Origin of the sequence: Crassaminicella profunda (assembly GCF_019884785.1) — a bacterium.
In the GTDB taxonomy this organism is placed as follows: domain Bacteria; phylum Bacillota; class Clostridia; order Peptostreptococcales; family Thermotaleaceae; genus Crassaminicella; species Crassaminicella profunda.
This window is the reverse complement of the sequence record NZ_CP082326.1, coordinates 4,340,566-4,355,908: the sequence shown is the minus strand read 5'-3', so window position 1 is coordinate 4,355,908 and position 15,343 is coordinate 4,340,566. Positions and strand designations below refer to the sequence as shown.

Genomic DNA, 15,343 nt, shown 5'->3' with positions numbered 1-15,343 from the left:
AATTACTGAGCTTCTTCTAAATCAAGAATAACTTTTGTATCAATGACGAAGTTATAATTCTCTTGATTGGTTTCTTCATTTTTGTTATTTTGAATACTTTTGATCCTTACATCTTCAAATAAATTGGTCTGCTTTAGCTTATAGATAAAAAAAGCCATACTATCATTATCACTAGATTCTCCCATAAGATTGATTTGTCCATCATCATTAAAGGAATAATCCGATAAAAAAATAGAAGCAGGCATATTAGCAGCTAGTACTTGAAACATCTTTGTATTGATCACTGCATTTCTTGATGCTGTATCAATAATCGTACTCATAGCTTCAATTTTTTGTGTCTTTGTTCTAATCTCTTCCTTTGTTTCTTCTACTACAGACTTTTGTTGAATCAAACTATCTATTTCAGTCTTTTCTTGATCCATCTTGTATAAACTATATTCTAAAAAGGCATAAGCACTTCCTAAAAGAATCATAAGGATACATACGATAATAATCCATAAATTTTTATGATTGCTATTCCCACTAGTCTTTACATGGGTATCTAATAAGTTAATATCCCTCATCTATGAATCCTCCCTCAAAGCAGCCCCTATAGCAGGTAATAAGCTAGGAAACTCTTTTATATATGCCGCATTATTATCTGTAGGCTTAATGGTTGAGGCTGGTACACTAAAACCTTCTTTTAAATATTCTTCCATTCCATATAAAAGACTTCCGCCTCCTATGAGTAAAATCCGATCAATCTTTGCATCCTTCTTTTTTTGACTGTAAAAAGCAATTGTTTGATTAATCTCCTGCACAATAGGACTATATCCTCTTTTGATATATCCTTCAGCATCATACCCATGAAGCTCATACTCCATAAATTTATTGAATTTATCCTTTTCTGCTTGCTCAAGAGAAATATTTAAATGTTTAGAAACGGCTTTGTCAATAGACCCTCCTCCACAAGCTATGGTCCTACTGAGAATCAATCGATCTTTCTCAATCACATTTACCTGTGAATACGTAGCCCCAATATCTACTAATATTACATTTTCATCAGGTTTTGCATGACTAATAAATGTTTTATAAGCTTTTGTAATACTATTAGCATTTACATCTACATATTTTGCTGATATTCCTATCAAACTTGATAAATAAACATAGCCTTCCACTAACTTTTTAGGACAAAAGGCTACCATTCCCTCTACCCCTTCTTTTGTATGTTGATAAACTTTATAGCTAATCGCATGGGTATTTGTAATATCTTGAAAAGTTTTAGATAAATCCATTAGAATGGCTTCATGAATTTCTTTTTTCTTTATAGGTGGCAATTGAAAACTCCTCACAACTACTTGAGGAGAATTGATGGAAAAAGAAATCTTTTTTACTTTTATATTTCTATCTGCAATTCCACCTTTAATGAGCTGGGCAATCTTTTCTAATCTTTGGGTTTCTTCCATAGTAACAATTTCTTCAGGAATAGGGATTACTGCTGTATCTATAATATTTTTTGTTTTTTTATCTTGATTGATCAATGCCATTTTGATATTTCTTGAACCTACATCTATTCCTAAGATTTTTTCTTTAGCCATATCTTCCCTCCTGTCAATCAATTAATACATCGAATTGTATAATTTTCTGTTAATGTCTTTATATTTTCAAATTTATCTTTATAGGTAACAGTAGCCGTAATCATTCTTTCTTTGATCTTGTTTATAGATACCCCTCGAGAAGTATCCGTTTCTTCTTTTTTACTTTCTGAAATAGTAAAGCTTTGAATCTTTGCAATATCTTGTACCTTTCCACCTTGTTTTTCCTTTAAATATCCTCCCTTAGCAGGAGCTGTATCTAATTCAAAATAAATTTCATAATCATTTTTTGTTTTATCTATTTTTGATTCTTTTATAATAATTTTGTTATTTTTATCATCTACTTCAATACCATCTTTCACATCATTTTGTCTAATCTTTACCATTACATAAGAGAGGGCAATCCTTGCTTCCATCTCAGCATCTGCATCCTTATAGATGTTTTGGTATAAGTTTTGAGAAGTCTTTACAAGACTAAGAATAATGGTTCCTAAGATGGCCATAATCAGTAAAACGATGAGAATTTCTATTAAAGTAAAGCCATTTCTTTTCATTTTTTCACCATCCAAAATAGGTGTTTTGTTATTTGTATTCTACTGTTAAATCATTAGGGTTAGTAGGATCATAAGCATATTTATATTGATTTGTATCTATAATAATTTTATACCCCTTTCCCTTTAAATCCATTAAATCATCTGGGTATTTTCCTTCAAGGGCATAATATTGTCTCATAGTTTTTTTTAGGACTTTTGTATATGCTTTTAATTCTAGTTGTTTATTTTTTTGTTGAAATTTATTGACCCTTGGGATAATAGTAGATGCTAAAATACCTATCAACACAATAACAATAATCAATTCTATCAGGGAATATCCTCTTTGATTCATTTTTGAATCTCCCTTCAATGGTAAGTCTTATTTTTAAAGGACTCCTGCCAATTGGCAGGAGTTGTTTTCACTTCTATTTAATATTTTGTTAATGCATAGCCCGTAGGTGCTGTATCAGAAGCAACAACATCATCAAATTTACCTGTATCTGTGTGATATGTAACTGTATAATATTTACCATCTACTTCTTTTATATACGTAAAATCCCCAACCGATTTAGCTCCAGTAGAACCTGCAGCAGCTACAGCTGTTGCTACTAAATTCAAGTCTCCGTTAAGATTTTTACCAACGTAATGCATTACATCTATATCCTTAAAACTTTTAGAATTAGCTGCACTTACAGCTGTCCCAGCTGTTGCATTAGGTTTTTTTCCTTCTGCCATTAACGCTTCTACAGCTGTTGCAAGATTTTTAGCATCTGCCATTGCTGTAGCACCTCTTGCCTTATCTGTAAATCCAGTAAACTTAGGTAATAATACAGTAGCTAAAATTCCTAATATTGCAATAACAATAATCAATTCAATCAATGTAAAACCTTTTTGACTTTTTTTCTTTTTCATTAGTTTTTGTATCACTTTATTTCCTCCTTATTTTTAACCAATATTTTGTAATATTTCTACCATTGGAAGCATTACAGCAAGGATAATTACTGCTACAACTCCTCCAAGACCTATGATGAGCATAGGCTCAATCATAGTAATCATTTGTTCTATTGCTTCTTCCACCTCCTCTTCAAAGAAGACAGAGGTTCTCATGAGCATGTCATCTAGTTCTCCTGTTTTCTCTCCAACAGTAATCATATGAAATAGTAGGGGTGGGAATATTTCTATTTTCCTAAGGGAAGTAGAAATCCCCCGACCTCCTTTAATATCCTCTTGACATACCTTGAACCTTTCTTCTAATACACGGTTTCCAATAAGATTAGAAATAATGTCCACCGCTTGGATGATTGGAATACCACTTTTTAAAAGCATTCCCATGCTATTTGCAAATTTAGCAGTTACAATTTTTATAAATAAGTTTTTGATAATAGGTGTTTTTAATTTCAAATCATCAAAAACATATCTTCCTCTTTCTGTTTTATAATAATAAATGAGTCCTATTACTCCAAAGAAACCACCTAAAAACATAAGTCCTAAATGATTGATAAGAAAATCACTGACCATTACAACAAGTTTTGTTAAAAATGGAACTTCTCCTCCCATTTCCCCAAGCATCTCTGAAAACATAGGGACAACTTTTACCATCAAAAGCGTTACAACAGCTACAGCTACAAAAACAACCATCACAGGATACATAGAAGCTGCTTTTATCTTTTTCCTCATCTTGTATTCTTTTTCATAATTCTCAGCAAGTCTATTTAAAACTTCATCTAATGTACCACTTGCTTCACCTACTTGAATCATGTTGATAAAAAACTCTGGAAAAGTATCCCTATACTCTTTCAAGGTATTTGAAAACATCTTTCCCTTTTGTAGCTCTTCATGAATATTTTTGAGTATTTCCTTAAACTTTTTCTTCTTCGTCTGCTGGGTCAAAATGAGCATAGCTTCAATCAAGGTTAGTCCTGAATTTAAAATAACGGAAAACTGTCTACAAAAGATGGCAAAATCCTTGGCATTTGGTTTTCCAAATAAATTATCTATTTTCATTCCTTGTGCTTCTTTACTAGTCTTTGTTACAATGTAACCCTTTTGGTACATTTCACGCTTTAAAGCTTCTATACTATCTCCTTCATAAATACCTGAAATGATTTCTCCTTGCAAATTTTTCGCTGTATATTGAAAGGTAGCCATACTTTACCACCTCGGCATCAACAGATTGGATAAACTTTGTTCATCTTGGGCACGTTCAAGAGCAGCTTCTTTTGAAATCATTCCCTGCTGTACCAATTGTGATAGATGATAATCCATAGACTGCATGCCTGTATCATGGCTTGTCTGAATGATACTATTGATTTGATGGGGCTTATTTTCACGAATAAGGTTTCTAATAGCTCCATTGGCAATCATCACTTCACAGGCAGCAGTGATACCTGTTCCATCCATCTTAGGAATAAGCTGCTGGGATACAACGCCATTGAGTACAGTAGCCAACTGACTTCGTACTTGATTTTGCTGTCCTGTAGGAAATGAGTCAATAATCCTATCTATGGTCTTTGCAGCTCCTATTGTATGTAGGGTAGAAAAAACTAAGTGACCTGTTTCTGCTGCTGTTAGTGCAGTGGATATGGTTTCAGGGTCCCTCATCTCTCCTACTAATATGATATCTGGATCTTCCCTCAATGATGCTCTTAATGCGGTTGCGAAGGATTTTGTATCTCCTCCTATTTCTCTTTGATTGACTCTACATTTTTTGTGCACATGAACATATTCTATAGGGTCTTCAATGGTAATAATATGTGCTCTTCTCTCTTGATTGATAATATCCAGTAAACTTGCTAGCGTAGTAGATTTACCACTTCCTGTAGCTCCTGTTACTAAAACTAATCCCATATGCTTATTGGCAAATGATCTTATTGCAGAAGGTAATTTCAGATTATCAAAATTTGGAATATCTACAGGAATAGCTCTTAAGGCAATAGAATAATTTCCCTTTTGTCTAAATATGTTGGCCCTGTATCTTCCAAAGTCTCCTACAGAAAAGGAAAAGTCCACTTCTCCTGCTTCTTCTAATATTTTTTTATGACTTTCACTCATACAAGAATCTGCTAAGGTCTTAGAGATCTCTGGTGTAATCATTTCTGCATCTTCTATATCCTCTAAGGACTTATGGACTCTGATGACTGGCTTTGAATCTACAATCAAATGAATATCCGTAGAGCCTTTACCATGAGCATATTCTAAAATCTCTTGTAGATTTCTACTATCAATCCTTTCCGTGTACGGTCTTGACCAATTCATTCGTAGTTGTCTCTCCTTCCAAAACAAGTGTTTTACAATTTTCAAAGAGGGTCATCATCCCTCCTCGAATGGCGATTTCTCTTATTTCATCGCTGGTTTTTCCTGTTTCTATGGCATTTCTTAAATCTATATCCATCATCAATACTTCATGAATCCCTCTTCGGCCTGCATAGCCTGTATCGTTACATTCTTTACAACCTTTTGCTCTATACAGGGTGGATACACCGTATTCTTTTAATAATTCTTTTTCTCCTTCATCAGGAGTATAGCTTTCCTTACAATGAGGACAAAGTCTTCTGACTAGTCTTTGGGCAATGATTCCAACTACTGCATCTGCTGCTAAATAAGATTCAATCCCCATATCAATAAGTCTTGTAATAGAGCTAGGTGCATCATTTGTATGAAGAGTTGATAATACAAAGTGACCTGTAATAGATGCTCTTACTGCAATCTGTGCTGTTTCCTCATCACGAATCTCTCCAAGCATGATAACGTCCGGGTCTTGTCTTAACATACTCCTAAGACCTGCTGCAAAGGTAAGTCCTGCTTTACTATTTACTTGTACTTGATTGATACGGTTGAGCATATATTCTACAGGATCTTCAATGGTGATAATATTTTTATCTGGTGTATTCATCTCACTTAAGAATGAATAAAGGGTAGTGGTTTTACCACTTCCTGTAGGTCCTGTTACGAGTAAAATACCATTTGGCATTTTTAATATTCTACTGATCAATTTATTTTCATAATCTGTAAATCCTAATTTTGCTCTTTCAACCAGTGCAGCATTCTTATCTAATATCCTCATAACGATTTTTTCTCCATAAACCGTTGGCAAAGAAGATACACGAAAATCATAATCCTTGCCATTAAACTCCATAGCAATCCTTCCGTCTTGAGGAATTCTCTTTTCTGCAATATCCATACTACCTATAATTTTAAATCTTGTAGAAACTGCATCATAAATGCTTTGGGGAAGAACCATATGTTCCATCAAAGCTCCATCAATTCGATAACGTACCAAAACTTCCTCTTCAAAGGGTTCTATATGAATATCACTAGCTTTCATTTCAATGGCTTGACTGAGTATTGAATTGGCAAGTCGTACAGCAGGTGCATTGTCTACTTCAGCATTAGAGACTACTACTTCTTCTTTTCCTATATCTATCCCATATTCTTTTTTGAGATCCTCTAAAGCTTGATCTCCCGATATCTTTTTATAAGACCTTTCAATAGCAGATTTTATGTCATTTCCACTAGCAATAAACTTTTTTACATTTTTTCCAGTAATTAATCGTACATCGTCAACAGCTAATAAATTATCTGGATCACTCATGGCAACATAAATACTTCCATCCTGCTCATCAAAAGGAATCAAATCATATTTCTGTGCGATTTCTATGGGAATATTTTTTAAAATTTTATCTGAAATTTGAACTTGTGATAAATTCACCTTTTCAATATTTAATTGTATAGATAAGGCATCTAAAATGTCTTCTACTGTAACATACTGTTTTTCAACCAAAATCTGTCCAATTTTTTTTCCTTCTCTTACCTGAATATACAAGGCTTCATCTAGTTCTTCTTTAGATAACTTGCCTTTTTGAATTAATAATTCTCCTAATCTTTGTCGAATACTGCTTTCCCATTCAAACACATCAATCCCGATAAGACCGGTATCCCCTTTCTCTTAAAGCTTATTTATACACGCTCTTTTTTGGAACATCTAAGTTTACTTCTTCCTCTACTAAACCACTTAATTGCTTTTGATACCCATTTAATACACCTATCATCTCACTTCTTAACCCTTTGATTTCTGCTTTAATCTCTTTTAATCTTTTCTCTTCTTTTTCTATCTCTTTTTCTATTTTTCTTTTCTCATGATATGCTTGGATTTTTGCTGTCTCAATAATGTGCTCTGATTTTTCCTGTGCTGAAATCAATACGTTTGCTATTTGAGTACGATCCTTTTCGATTTTGTCCATCTCTTGTAATATCTCATCGTATTGGGTACTTAATTTCTGATTCATATTTTTCAATAAGAAAATTTCATCGTCTCTTTCTTTTAATTCCTTTTGTGTTGTAGTTTTTAATTCGTCATATATATTTTTTTGTTTTTCTAATTGAAGTTCTGTTCTTTTTTGTACCTCTATACGGTATTCCTTTAAACCAGTAATTTCTTGTTCTTGCTGATTTATTTGGGATTCCATTTGATTTTTTTGTTCTTCATATTCTTTTTCTGTTACTTTTAATTTTTCTTCATACTGCTTTTGAACTTCTTCTAATATAATCTCCCTTTGATGATTCATATCTGTCTTAAGACTTTTTAGATGCTCAATTTCCATATCTTTTTGTCGTAACTGTTGTTCAAAATCAAGCTTCATTGATTCATACTTCTGTTTTGTTTCTCTTAAGGTTTCTTCTTTTACTTGTATTTCTTTTTCTGCTCTTTCTCTTATATCCATTCCTGTTCTTCTGATATTCTCTAGTTCATGATCCTTTTGTCTTAGTTGAGCATCAAAGCTATTTTTCAGTTCTTCATATTTCTGCTTTATTTCCCTTAAGGCTTCTTCTTTTACTTTTATTTCTCTTTCTGCTCTTTCTCTTACATCCATTCCTGTTCTTCTGATGTTTTCTAAATCACCATCTTTTTGTCTCATCTGTAACTCGAAACTATTTTTCATTTCTTCATATTTTTGCTTTATTTCCCTTAAAGCTTCTTCTTTTACTTTAATTTCTCTTTCTGCTCTTTCTCTTACATCCATTCCTGTTCTTCTGATATTTTCTAGTTCACTATCCTTTTGTCTTAATTGGGATTCAACACCATTTCTCATCTCATCAAATTGTCTCTTTGCTTCTTGTAACATTTCTTCCTTGCTTTTTATTTCGTTTTCAGCTTTCATCCTTATTTCTTTGTTAAGCTTTTTTAAATTTAATAGTTCTCCTTCATTTTCCTTTTGCTTTAATTCTGCTTCTGCTATAAGCATATCGATATAGTCATTTACATCTTTTTTATTAAAACCATTCAATGAAGTTTTAAAATTCCTTCCTGACATTTTTATTCAACCTCCTTATATTTTTATTTTTTCGGAATCAAAAAACCAGCATAAATAGCTGTCACATTGTAGCCCACTTCAAAATGGGTACAATACTACAACTACTCATGCTGGCTTATCTTTAGCTAAACAAAACCTTGTTTTCTATTGATCATACCAGAATATATGCAGTAATTCTTTTTATTTGAGAAAATGTTTTTTGTTAGTTTGTCATTATATGTAATTTTGCTAGTACAATTTTACCATATTATAGTATTTTGTCAACATTTTTCGAAAAATATCTTTTTTGAAATAAAACAAATGAAATTGCTCACTTTTATCCAAATATTTATAGTAATTCATAAATTTTTGTTGAATTTTGGAAAATATTATTGTATAATCCCAATGTATTCACATACTCATAAATATTCGCTAGCATTTATAAAATTTAATAATCTTTGGTATGATCAACAGAAAATAATGTATATTATTTAGCTTGCGATAACCCAGCATAAAAACCACTATAAAGTGTTCTGCATAGAACATTTTATAGTAGTTTCTTATGCTGGTTTTTTATTTTTACGATGTCGAAAGGAGGTTTAATTAATTTAACTTTATTAGTAAAAAACTTTTATCATTAAAATTAAAAAGGAGGTCATTTTTATAATGAATTTTTCATTAAAAAAATTAGCGTGCACTGTTTTTCTTGGCGCAACACTTACGTTGAATACCATGACACTAGGGTTTGCCCTTTCTCAAAATGTTGAGAAGCAACAAAAAAATATTTCTATTCAAATTCAAAATTTATCAGGTCCTGTAGATACAGCATCTGATAAGTCATCTTTAGAAAACTCAAAAACATTACCTCAACCTTTACAGCAAACTAAGAAAAAATCTTCTGGGAAATATACTCTAAATGAATTGAGCAATATGAGCTATGATAATATGATCAATACTGTGGTAAAAATAAAATGGAATGACATAAAAGATTTATTTCAATACACAGATGGTGCTCAAAGATTTTATTCAGATCAGAATCGTCTACAAGCAGTTATTGATGCTTTAGCTCAAAGAGGAAGTCAATTTACTACAAAAGATGATATGGGAATTCCAACTCTTGTAGAGATTTTAAGAGGTGGATTTTATACTGGCTTTTATAATAAAGAATTAAAACAACTAAACGATAGAAAAGTACATGATCAATGTATCCCAGCTATTCTAGCTACTATGAATAATCCTAATTATAAATTGGGAACACAAACACAAGATGAAGTTGTAGGAGCTATAGGTAAACTTGTTTCAAATGCTTCTTGTAATACAGAAATCATCAACAAAGCTACCCCTATTTTAAAGCAATACAATGACAATTTTGATGCATACATCAAAGAGCGTTCAAAAGGATCCGCTATCTATGATATCCTTCAAGGTATTGAGTATGATACTTCTGAATATCTTCGTGATGTTAGAGATCCTAAAAACACACCTTTTTATGGAAGAATCGATAACTACATTGCTGAAATAGAAAAAATAGGAAGAATCAAAAATATCAATAATGATAATACCTGGTTAGTAAATAATGCTATCTGGAGTATGGCTAGAGTAGGTAGATTCCATACAGATTCAAAAAAAGGTATCAAATTCCTTGTAGAATCTTTGAATATTTATCCAAAATTGAGTGAACCCTATATGGAAGTTATAAAAAATATTGATTACATTTATCGTGGAAAAGATGCTAATGGAAATACAATTGATACAAAAGCTATTAAGGAAGCTGCAAAAAACAAATATCTACCAAAGAATTATTCTTTTGATAATGGCAAAGTTCTTATCAAAGCAGGAGATCAGGTTACTTTAGAAAAAATCAAAAGACTTTACTGGGCCTCTAAAGAAGTAAAAGCTCAATTCTTTAGAATGATTGGTAGCGACAATGCATTAGAACCAGGTAACGCTGATGATATTTTAAGAATTGTTATTTATAACAGTCCAGCAGAGTATAAGATGAATTCAGTACTATATGGATACTCTACTGATAATGGTGGTATTTACATAGAAGGAGACGGTACCTTCTTTACTTATGAAAGAACTCCACAAGAAAGTATCTATACTTTAGAAGAGTTATTCCGTCATGAATTTACCCACTATCTTCAAGGTCGTTATTTAGTTCCAGGTATGTGGGGTAGAGGAGCTTTTTATGATAACAAACACAGATTAACTTGGTTTGATGAAGGACAAGCTGAATTTTTCGCAGGTTCTACTCGTACAAATGGTGTTCAACCAAGAAGAAGTATGGTAGGAAATATCTTAAGATATAAAGATTCTGATAGATATTCATTAAACCAAACTGTACATGCTAGCTATAATAGTGGTTTTACTTTCTATACCTTCGCATATGCTTTCTTTGATTATATGTCCACTTCAGACTGGACAATGTTTGATAACTTATGTGATGCTGTAAAATCAAATGATGTATCAAGCTTTGATAGATATATTGCTTCAATTGATCATAACAGCAATCTTAACCAAAGCTATAAACAACATATGAAACACTTAACCGATCAATATAGTAGTCTAACCGTTCCATTAGTAGCAGATACTTATTTAGACAATCATCCTTATAAAAAAGCTCCAGAGCAGTTTGCAACGATTGCATCTGCTGCAAAACTTGCATCTGCTACTGTTAAAATCAACAAATCAAAATACTTTAATACATTTGCTTTAAGAGGAACTTATACAGGAGACGTAGCAAAATCTGAAGCTGAAGATTTTAAAACAATGAGCAAATACACAAATGATGTATTAAAGCAATTCAACAATGCATCTTGGAGTGGATACAAAACGCTTACTGCTTACTTTGTAAACCGTAGAGTCAATGCTAATAATCAATTTGTATATGATATGGTATTTCACGGTATTGTAACAGACCCAGCGGCTGTAGATGGTCCTGTAGGCAATGCAAAAACAGATGAATTTGCTAAATCCATGAAAGAGAAGGAAAATAATGATACATTTGAAAAGGCTAATGGTAAAATCATTCCTGGTGTAACCGTATTAGCCAGCTTAGATGGACAAGATAAAAATGATATGTTCTATTTTGAAGTAGAATCACCAAGCAAAGTAAATATCAAAGTAAAAAACAATGGAAATGCAGGACTTGACTTTATCGTTTATGATAATTCAAATAGTAAAGATGCTGTAACTCGTGCAAAAGCTTCTTCAAAAACATTAACAACTTCTTTTGATGCACAGCCTGGAAAATATTATTTACATGTATATAATTATTCTCATAAAGAATCTGCTTATACAATAGATATTGATGGTAAATTAAATACTTCAAAAGAGCAAGAGAAAAAAGAAGAACCAACAGTTGACCCTACACAAAACACAGGTAAAGATACAACTAGTCAAACAAATACATCTACTAATAAAACGGCTAAAAATGAACTCGAACCAAATGATTCTCCTAAAAAAGCAAATAATATCATCACCTCTGATATAACTGTATTAGGTCGTTTAAATCAAAGGGATATGAATGATATATTTGTATTGAATGTAGAAAATCCAGGGAAAGTCAATATCAATGTATCCAACAAAGATAATGGTAAAATAGCTTGGACGGTTTACAAAGATCCTCGTACTAGAAAAAGAATTGCTAATCCAAGTACAAGAGGAATAACATTAAAGGGTTCTTTCGATGCTACACCTGGAAAATATTATTTACACGTGTATAGCTTTGATAGAGAAAGTTATACTTACTCTATCAATGTAGATGGTGCTATCAAAAGTTCTGCTACTACACAAGAAAATAAAAAAAACAGTGATTCAATTGACCCTAATAAAAAAATATTAATCAAAGGTGCAAAAGCATTTGCATTAAACAATAATATTTCAGCCGCTCTTAATGGACATAAAAATAAAGAGGTATATTATTTTGATATTACAGCTCCTAAAAAAATCAATGTAAACATTTCAAAAACAAATAATACAGGAATGAACTGGGTTCTTTATCATGAGTCTAATTTAAAAAAGCTTGTAGCTTATGCTAATCCATCTGGTAACAAATTAATCGGTTCTTATGATGCAAAACCTGGAAGATATTACTTATCCGTTTATAAATTTGATAGAAAAGATGCATCTTATACATTGAATGTATCTACACATTAAAAAAAATAGGACAAGGCTAAAATTCCTTGTCCTATTTTTTATATGTTGATTAAACAGTATAACTATCTTACTTACAAACTTTTCCCAAAATCATTTTTTTATATTCATAAAAATTCTTTTCAAATATTTTTACTTCTTTCCATAACCTTTCAATACTTTCAAATCGATCTTTCTCCGTTCCTTTATTGATATCACTTAAAGCATTATTCATTTCATCAATTTGAAAGTTTAGTATCGCTCCCTTTAAGTAATGAATTTCTTCTCTTAATTCTTCGTCTTTCTTTTTGTCCACCAATTCATATAATCTTACTTTTCTTTCTTTTGTGAATAAATCAATCAATTTTTGTGAAACATCCATTACTAATTTTTTATCTCCTTGTAACTTAGATTCTAAATTTACAAAAGGGCAAACATCCATATTTTTTATTTTTTCTGAATATTCAGCAAGTATACTTAATAAAGCCTTCTCCTCTATAGGTTTAGATATATATGCATCCATTCCTTCCCTTAGGAGTTTTTCTCTTTCTTCTACAAGGGCATGGGCTGTTAATGCAATAACTGGTATATTTTTATATTTTTTATTACTTTTTATAATTTTCGTAGCTTCAATACCATCCATAACAGGCATAGAAACATCCATTAGAATTAAATCTATCTTTTCTTTTTCTAATAAATTTATTGCTTCTTGTCCGTTATTGGCTATTGTATATTTTATACCATGAATTTTTAGTAATTCTCCTAAAAGTAATTGATTGATCATATTATCTTCTGCTACTAAAATATTCATATTAGGATATCGAGAGATGCTTGACATTTTCTTTTTACATTCATGTGTTTTTTCTTTTTTCAAAATAACCGGATCTATAGGAATTTGTACTTTAAAAATTGTTCCTTTCCTATATACACTTTTTGCTGATATACTCCCTCCCAAAGCTTCTACTAATTGTTTAGAAATAGCAAGCCCTAACCCTGTTCCTACACTATTTCTGGTGTAATTTTCATTTATACTTGCCTGCTTAAAGCTATCAAATATATGAGGCAATTCCTCTTTAGGAATCCCAACTCCTGTATCTTTCACAGAAAAATATAATTTATGCTTATTTTCTTCTTCCTTTATATTCACATCCATATGAATCCATCCCTCTTCGGTAAACTTTAATGCATTATCAATAAGATTTACCAATACTTGACGAACTTTCATCATATCCGTATAAATAACATCTGGTACATGACTACTAATGGAATAGGTTAATTCTACCTCTTTTCCTTTCGCCTTTTGTTGGAAAATTTCCATAAGCACTCTTATTAATTCTTTTATACAAAATGATTTTTTCACAATTTCAATATTCCCTGATTCAATTTTTGAAAAATCTAATATCTCGTTAATAATATTTAAAAGGGACTGTGCAGAATCATTGATTACATTCATGTATTTTCTCTGTTTTTCATTTAAATCAGATTGTAATAACAAATCAGAAAATCCAATAATACCATTCATAGGTGTACGAATTTCATGACTCATATTGGCTAAAAATTTAGATTTACTATTATTTGCTTTAATTATTTCTTCCTTAATCATTTCCTCTTTTGTAGCATTTCTCATAAATATAACAGCACCTATAATCTCTCCATCTTCCATTTTTACAGGGCCATATTCTGTATGATAATATTGCTTTTCAAACCCTTCTACTAGAACTTCTTTCATATCATCAAATTTTTCTCCCTTAAGAGCTCTATCCATATTTTCTTTTTCCTTTATAATTGCTTCTTGATTATACCCTGCAGTCTTTTGGTCTATATGCTCTAATACTTCTATTATATTTGTTCCATGATCTACTTCCATTCCAAACCATTTTTTTAATCTTTCTTTATGAGATTTTGTAAACATTATATATTCATAATTTTTGTCAATGACTAAAAAAGTAGTATTATGAACAATTCCCATAACTGCTTCTAACATGGCATTGGTTTTTAACACGGTCTCCTGTAATTTTGATTTTTCAGTAATATCTCGAATCGTTCCTTGTAAATATTTTTTCTCTTCTACAATCGTCATCCAAGATGTTACTTCTAGGGTGCTCACTTCTCCATCTTTTCTTTCAACATTGAAGACTCCTTCAAGTAATCCTTCCTGCTCATTTGCATCAATAAATTTTTCAAATCTTAAAATATCCTTTTGGCATAATATATTGCTAAGATTCATTTCTTTCATTTCTTCAATACTATATCCTACTATTTTGGAAAAGTTATCATTCGTGTATAATTGTTTTTCCTGTAAATCATAATAAAAAACGGCTTCAAATAACTCTTTGTATAATAAACTAGCATTCTTTAAAGGGATATGTCTATGCTTTTCATCTAATTGGATCAACACCTCATTCTTCTTTTTTGCCTTTAGTAAAGAATACTTTTTTTCACATCTTATAAACAAAATACTTAATATTGTCGTAAATAAAATATTCAACATATAACTTAAATAACATTTCACTACTATCCTCTCCTCTTTGAAAGGTGCAAAAAAAAAAACCTTCTCTTTCAATAAAAGTCAAAGATTTTTCTCTCATTTATAAAATAACTAATATAGCTTGTCTTTTATTGAAAAGTCTCATATACTCAACTTTTTAATCCTATTTGACAAACTAACAATTTTCAACATTTTCTTTCCCATAGTTATTATAGCCTATTTTTGTGAAGATTTCATGAAGATTTTATCATTTTAACCCATTTTTTAAAATATATTCATTTTTTTAAATTTTATGTAATATATTGTCGAATATTACCTCAA

At 31.1% G+C, this 15,343-nt stretch carries 11 protein-coding genes; 1 reads left to right on the top strand and 10 read right to left on the bottom strand.

Annotated features, from left to right (window positions below; all coding sequences use genetic code 11):
- Positions 1-2: 2 nt before the first annotated feature.
- The 9 genes from K7H06_RS20040 to K7H06_RS20000 form a co-directional block, all read right to left on the bottom strand.
- Positions 3-563 (bottom strand): PilN domain-containing protein, encoded by a 561-nt coding sequence (locus tag K7H06_RS20040; RefSeq protein WP_223037765.1) that lies wholly within the window; start codon positions 561-563, stop codon positions 3-5.
- Positions 564-1,577 carry a pilus assembly protein PilM gene (gene pilM, locus K7H06_RS20035; RefSeq protein ID WP_223037764.1) on the bottom strand — a complete coding sequence of 338 codons (1,014 nt, stop codon included), beginning with the start codon at positions 1,575-1,577 and terminating at the stop codon, positions 564-566.
- A gap of 17 nt (positions 1,578-1,594) precedes the next feature.
- Complete coding sequence (locus tag K7H06_RS20030) at positions 1,595-2,128, bottom strand: prepilin-type N-terminal cleavage/methylation domain-containing protein (RefSeq protein ID WP_223037763.1); 534 nt, start codon at positions 2,126-2,128, stop codon at positions 1,595-1,597.
- Positions 2,129-2,156: 28 nt separating this feature from the next.
- Entirely contained in the window at positions 2,157-2,459 is a 303-nt protein-coding gene (locus tag K7H06_RS20025) for a prepilin-type N-terminal cleavage/methylation domain-containing protein (protein WP_223037762.1), read from the bottom strand.
- A gap of 77 nt (positions 2,460-2,536) precedes the next feature.
- Positions 2,537-3,034 carry a type II secretion system protein gene (locus K7H06_RS21470; protein WP_281426023.1) on the bottom strand — a complete coding sequence of 166 codons (498 nt, stop codon included), beginning with the start codon at positions 3,032-3,034 and terminating at the stop codon, positions 2,537-2,539.
- Positions 3,035-3,052: 18 nt separating this feature from the next.
- Complete coding sequence (locus tag K7H06_RS20015; protein ID WP_223037761.1) at positions 3,053-4,255, bottom strand: type II secretion system F family protein; 1,203 nt, start codon at positions 4,253-4,255, stop codon at positions 3,053-3,055.
- Positions 4,256-4,258: 3 nt separating this feature from the next.
- Complete coding sequence (locus K7H06_RS20010) at positions 4,259-5,362, bottom strand: type IV pilus twitching motility protein PilT (RefSeq protein WP_223037760.1); 1,104 nt, start codon at positions 5,360-5,362, stop codon at positions 4,259-4,261.
- On the bottom strand, positions 5,328-7,019 hold the full coding sequence (locus K7H06_RS20005) for a GspE/PulE family protein (protein ID WP_246637586.1): 1,692 nt from the start codon (positions 7,017-7,019) through the stop codon (positions 5,328-5,330). Before K7H06_RS20005 ends, K7H06_RS20010 begins: the two co-directional genes overlap by 35 nt.
- A 40-nt stretch (positions 7,020-7,059) precedes the next feature.
- Positions 7,060-8,418 carry a coiled-coil domain-containing protein gene (locus K7H06_RS20000; protein WP_223037759.1) on the bottom strand — a complete coding sequence of 453 codons (1,359 nt, stop codon included), beginning with the start codon at positions 8,416-8,418 and terminating at the stop codon, positions 7,060-7,062.
- 645 nt (positions 8,419-9,063) lie between these two features.
- Between K7H06_RS20000 and K7H06_RS19995 the strand changes: the two genes are divergently transcribed.
- Positions 9,064-12,558: a collagenase gene (locus K7H06_RS19995; RefSeq protein ID WP_223037758.1), complete on the top strand. Its 3,495-nt coding sequence runs from the start codon at positions 9,064-9,066 to the stop codon at positions 12,556-12,558.
- 67 nt (positions 12,559-12,625) lie between these two features.
- Here K7H06_RS19995 and K7H06_RS19990 read toward each other — a convergent pair whose 3' ends face one another.
- Entirely contained in the window at positions 12,626-15,046 is a 2,421-nt protein-coding gene (locus tag K7H06_RS19990; protein ID WP_223037757.1) for an ATP-binding protein, read from the bottom strand.
- Positions 15,047-15,343: the final 297 nt, after the last annotated feature.

Bases quoted from the DNA above. Each gene is read 5' to 3' on its own strand.
- K7H06_RS19995 (WP_223037758.1), top strand. From the start codon at position 9,064: ATGAATTTTTCATTAAAAAAATTAGCGTGCACTGTTTTTCTTGGCGCA.
- K7H06_RS20015 (WP_223037761.1), bottom strand. From the start codon at position 4,255: ATGGCTACCTTTCAATATACAGCGAAAAATTTGCAAGGAGAAATCATT.
- K7H06_RS20025 (WP_223037762.1), bottom strand. From the start codon at position 2,459: ATGAATCAAAGAGGATATTCCCTGATAGAATTGATTATTGTTATTGTG.
- K7H06_RS20010 (WP_223037760.1), bottom strand. From the start codon at position 5,362: ATGAATTGGTCAAGACCGTACACGGAAAGGATTGATAGTAGAAATCTA.
- K7H06_RS20000 (WP_223037759.1), bottom strand. From the start codon at position 8,418: ATGTCAGGAAGGAATTTTAAAACTTCATTGAATGGTTTTAATAAAAAA.
- K7H06_RS20040 (WP_223037765.1), bottom strand. From the start codon at position 563: ATGAGGGATATTAACTTATTAGATACCCATGTAAAGACTAGTGGGAAT.
- K7H06_RS20030 (WP_223037763.1), bottom strand. From the start codon at position 2,128: ATGAAAAGAAATGGCTTTACTTTAATAGAAATTCTCATCGTTTTACTG.
- pilM (WP_223037764.1), bottom strand. From the start codon at position 1,577: ATGGCTAAAGAAAAAATCTTAGGAATAGATGTAGGTTCAAGAAATATC.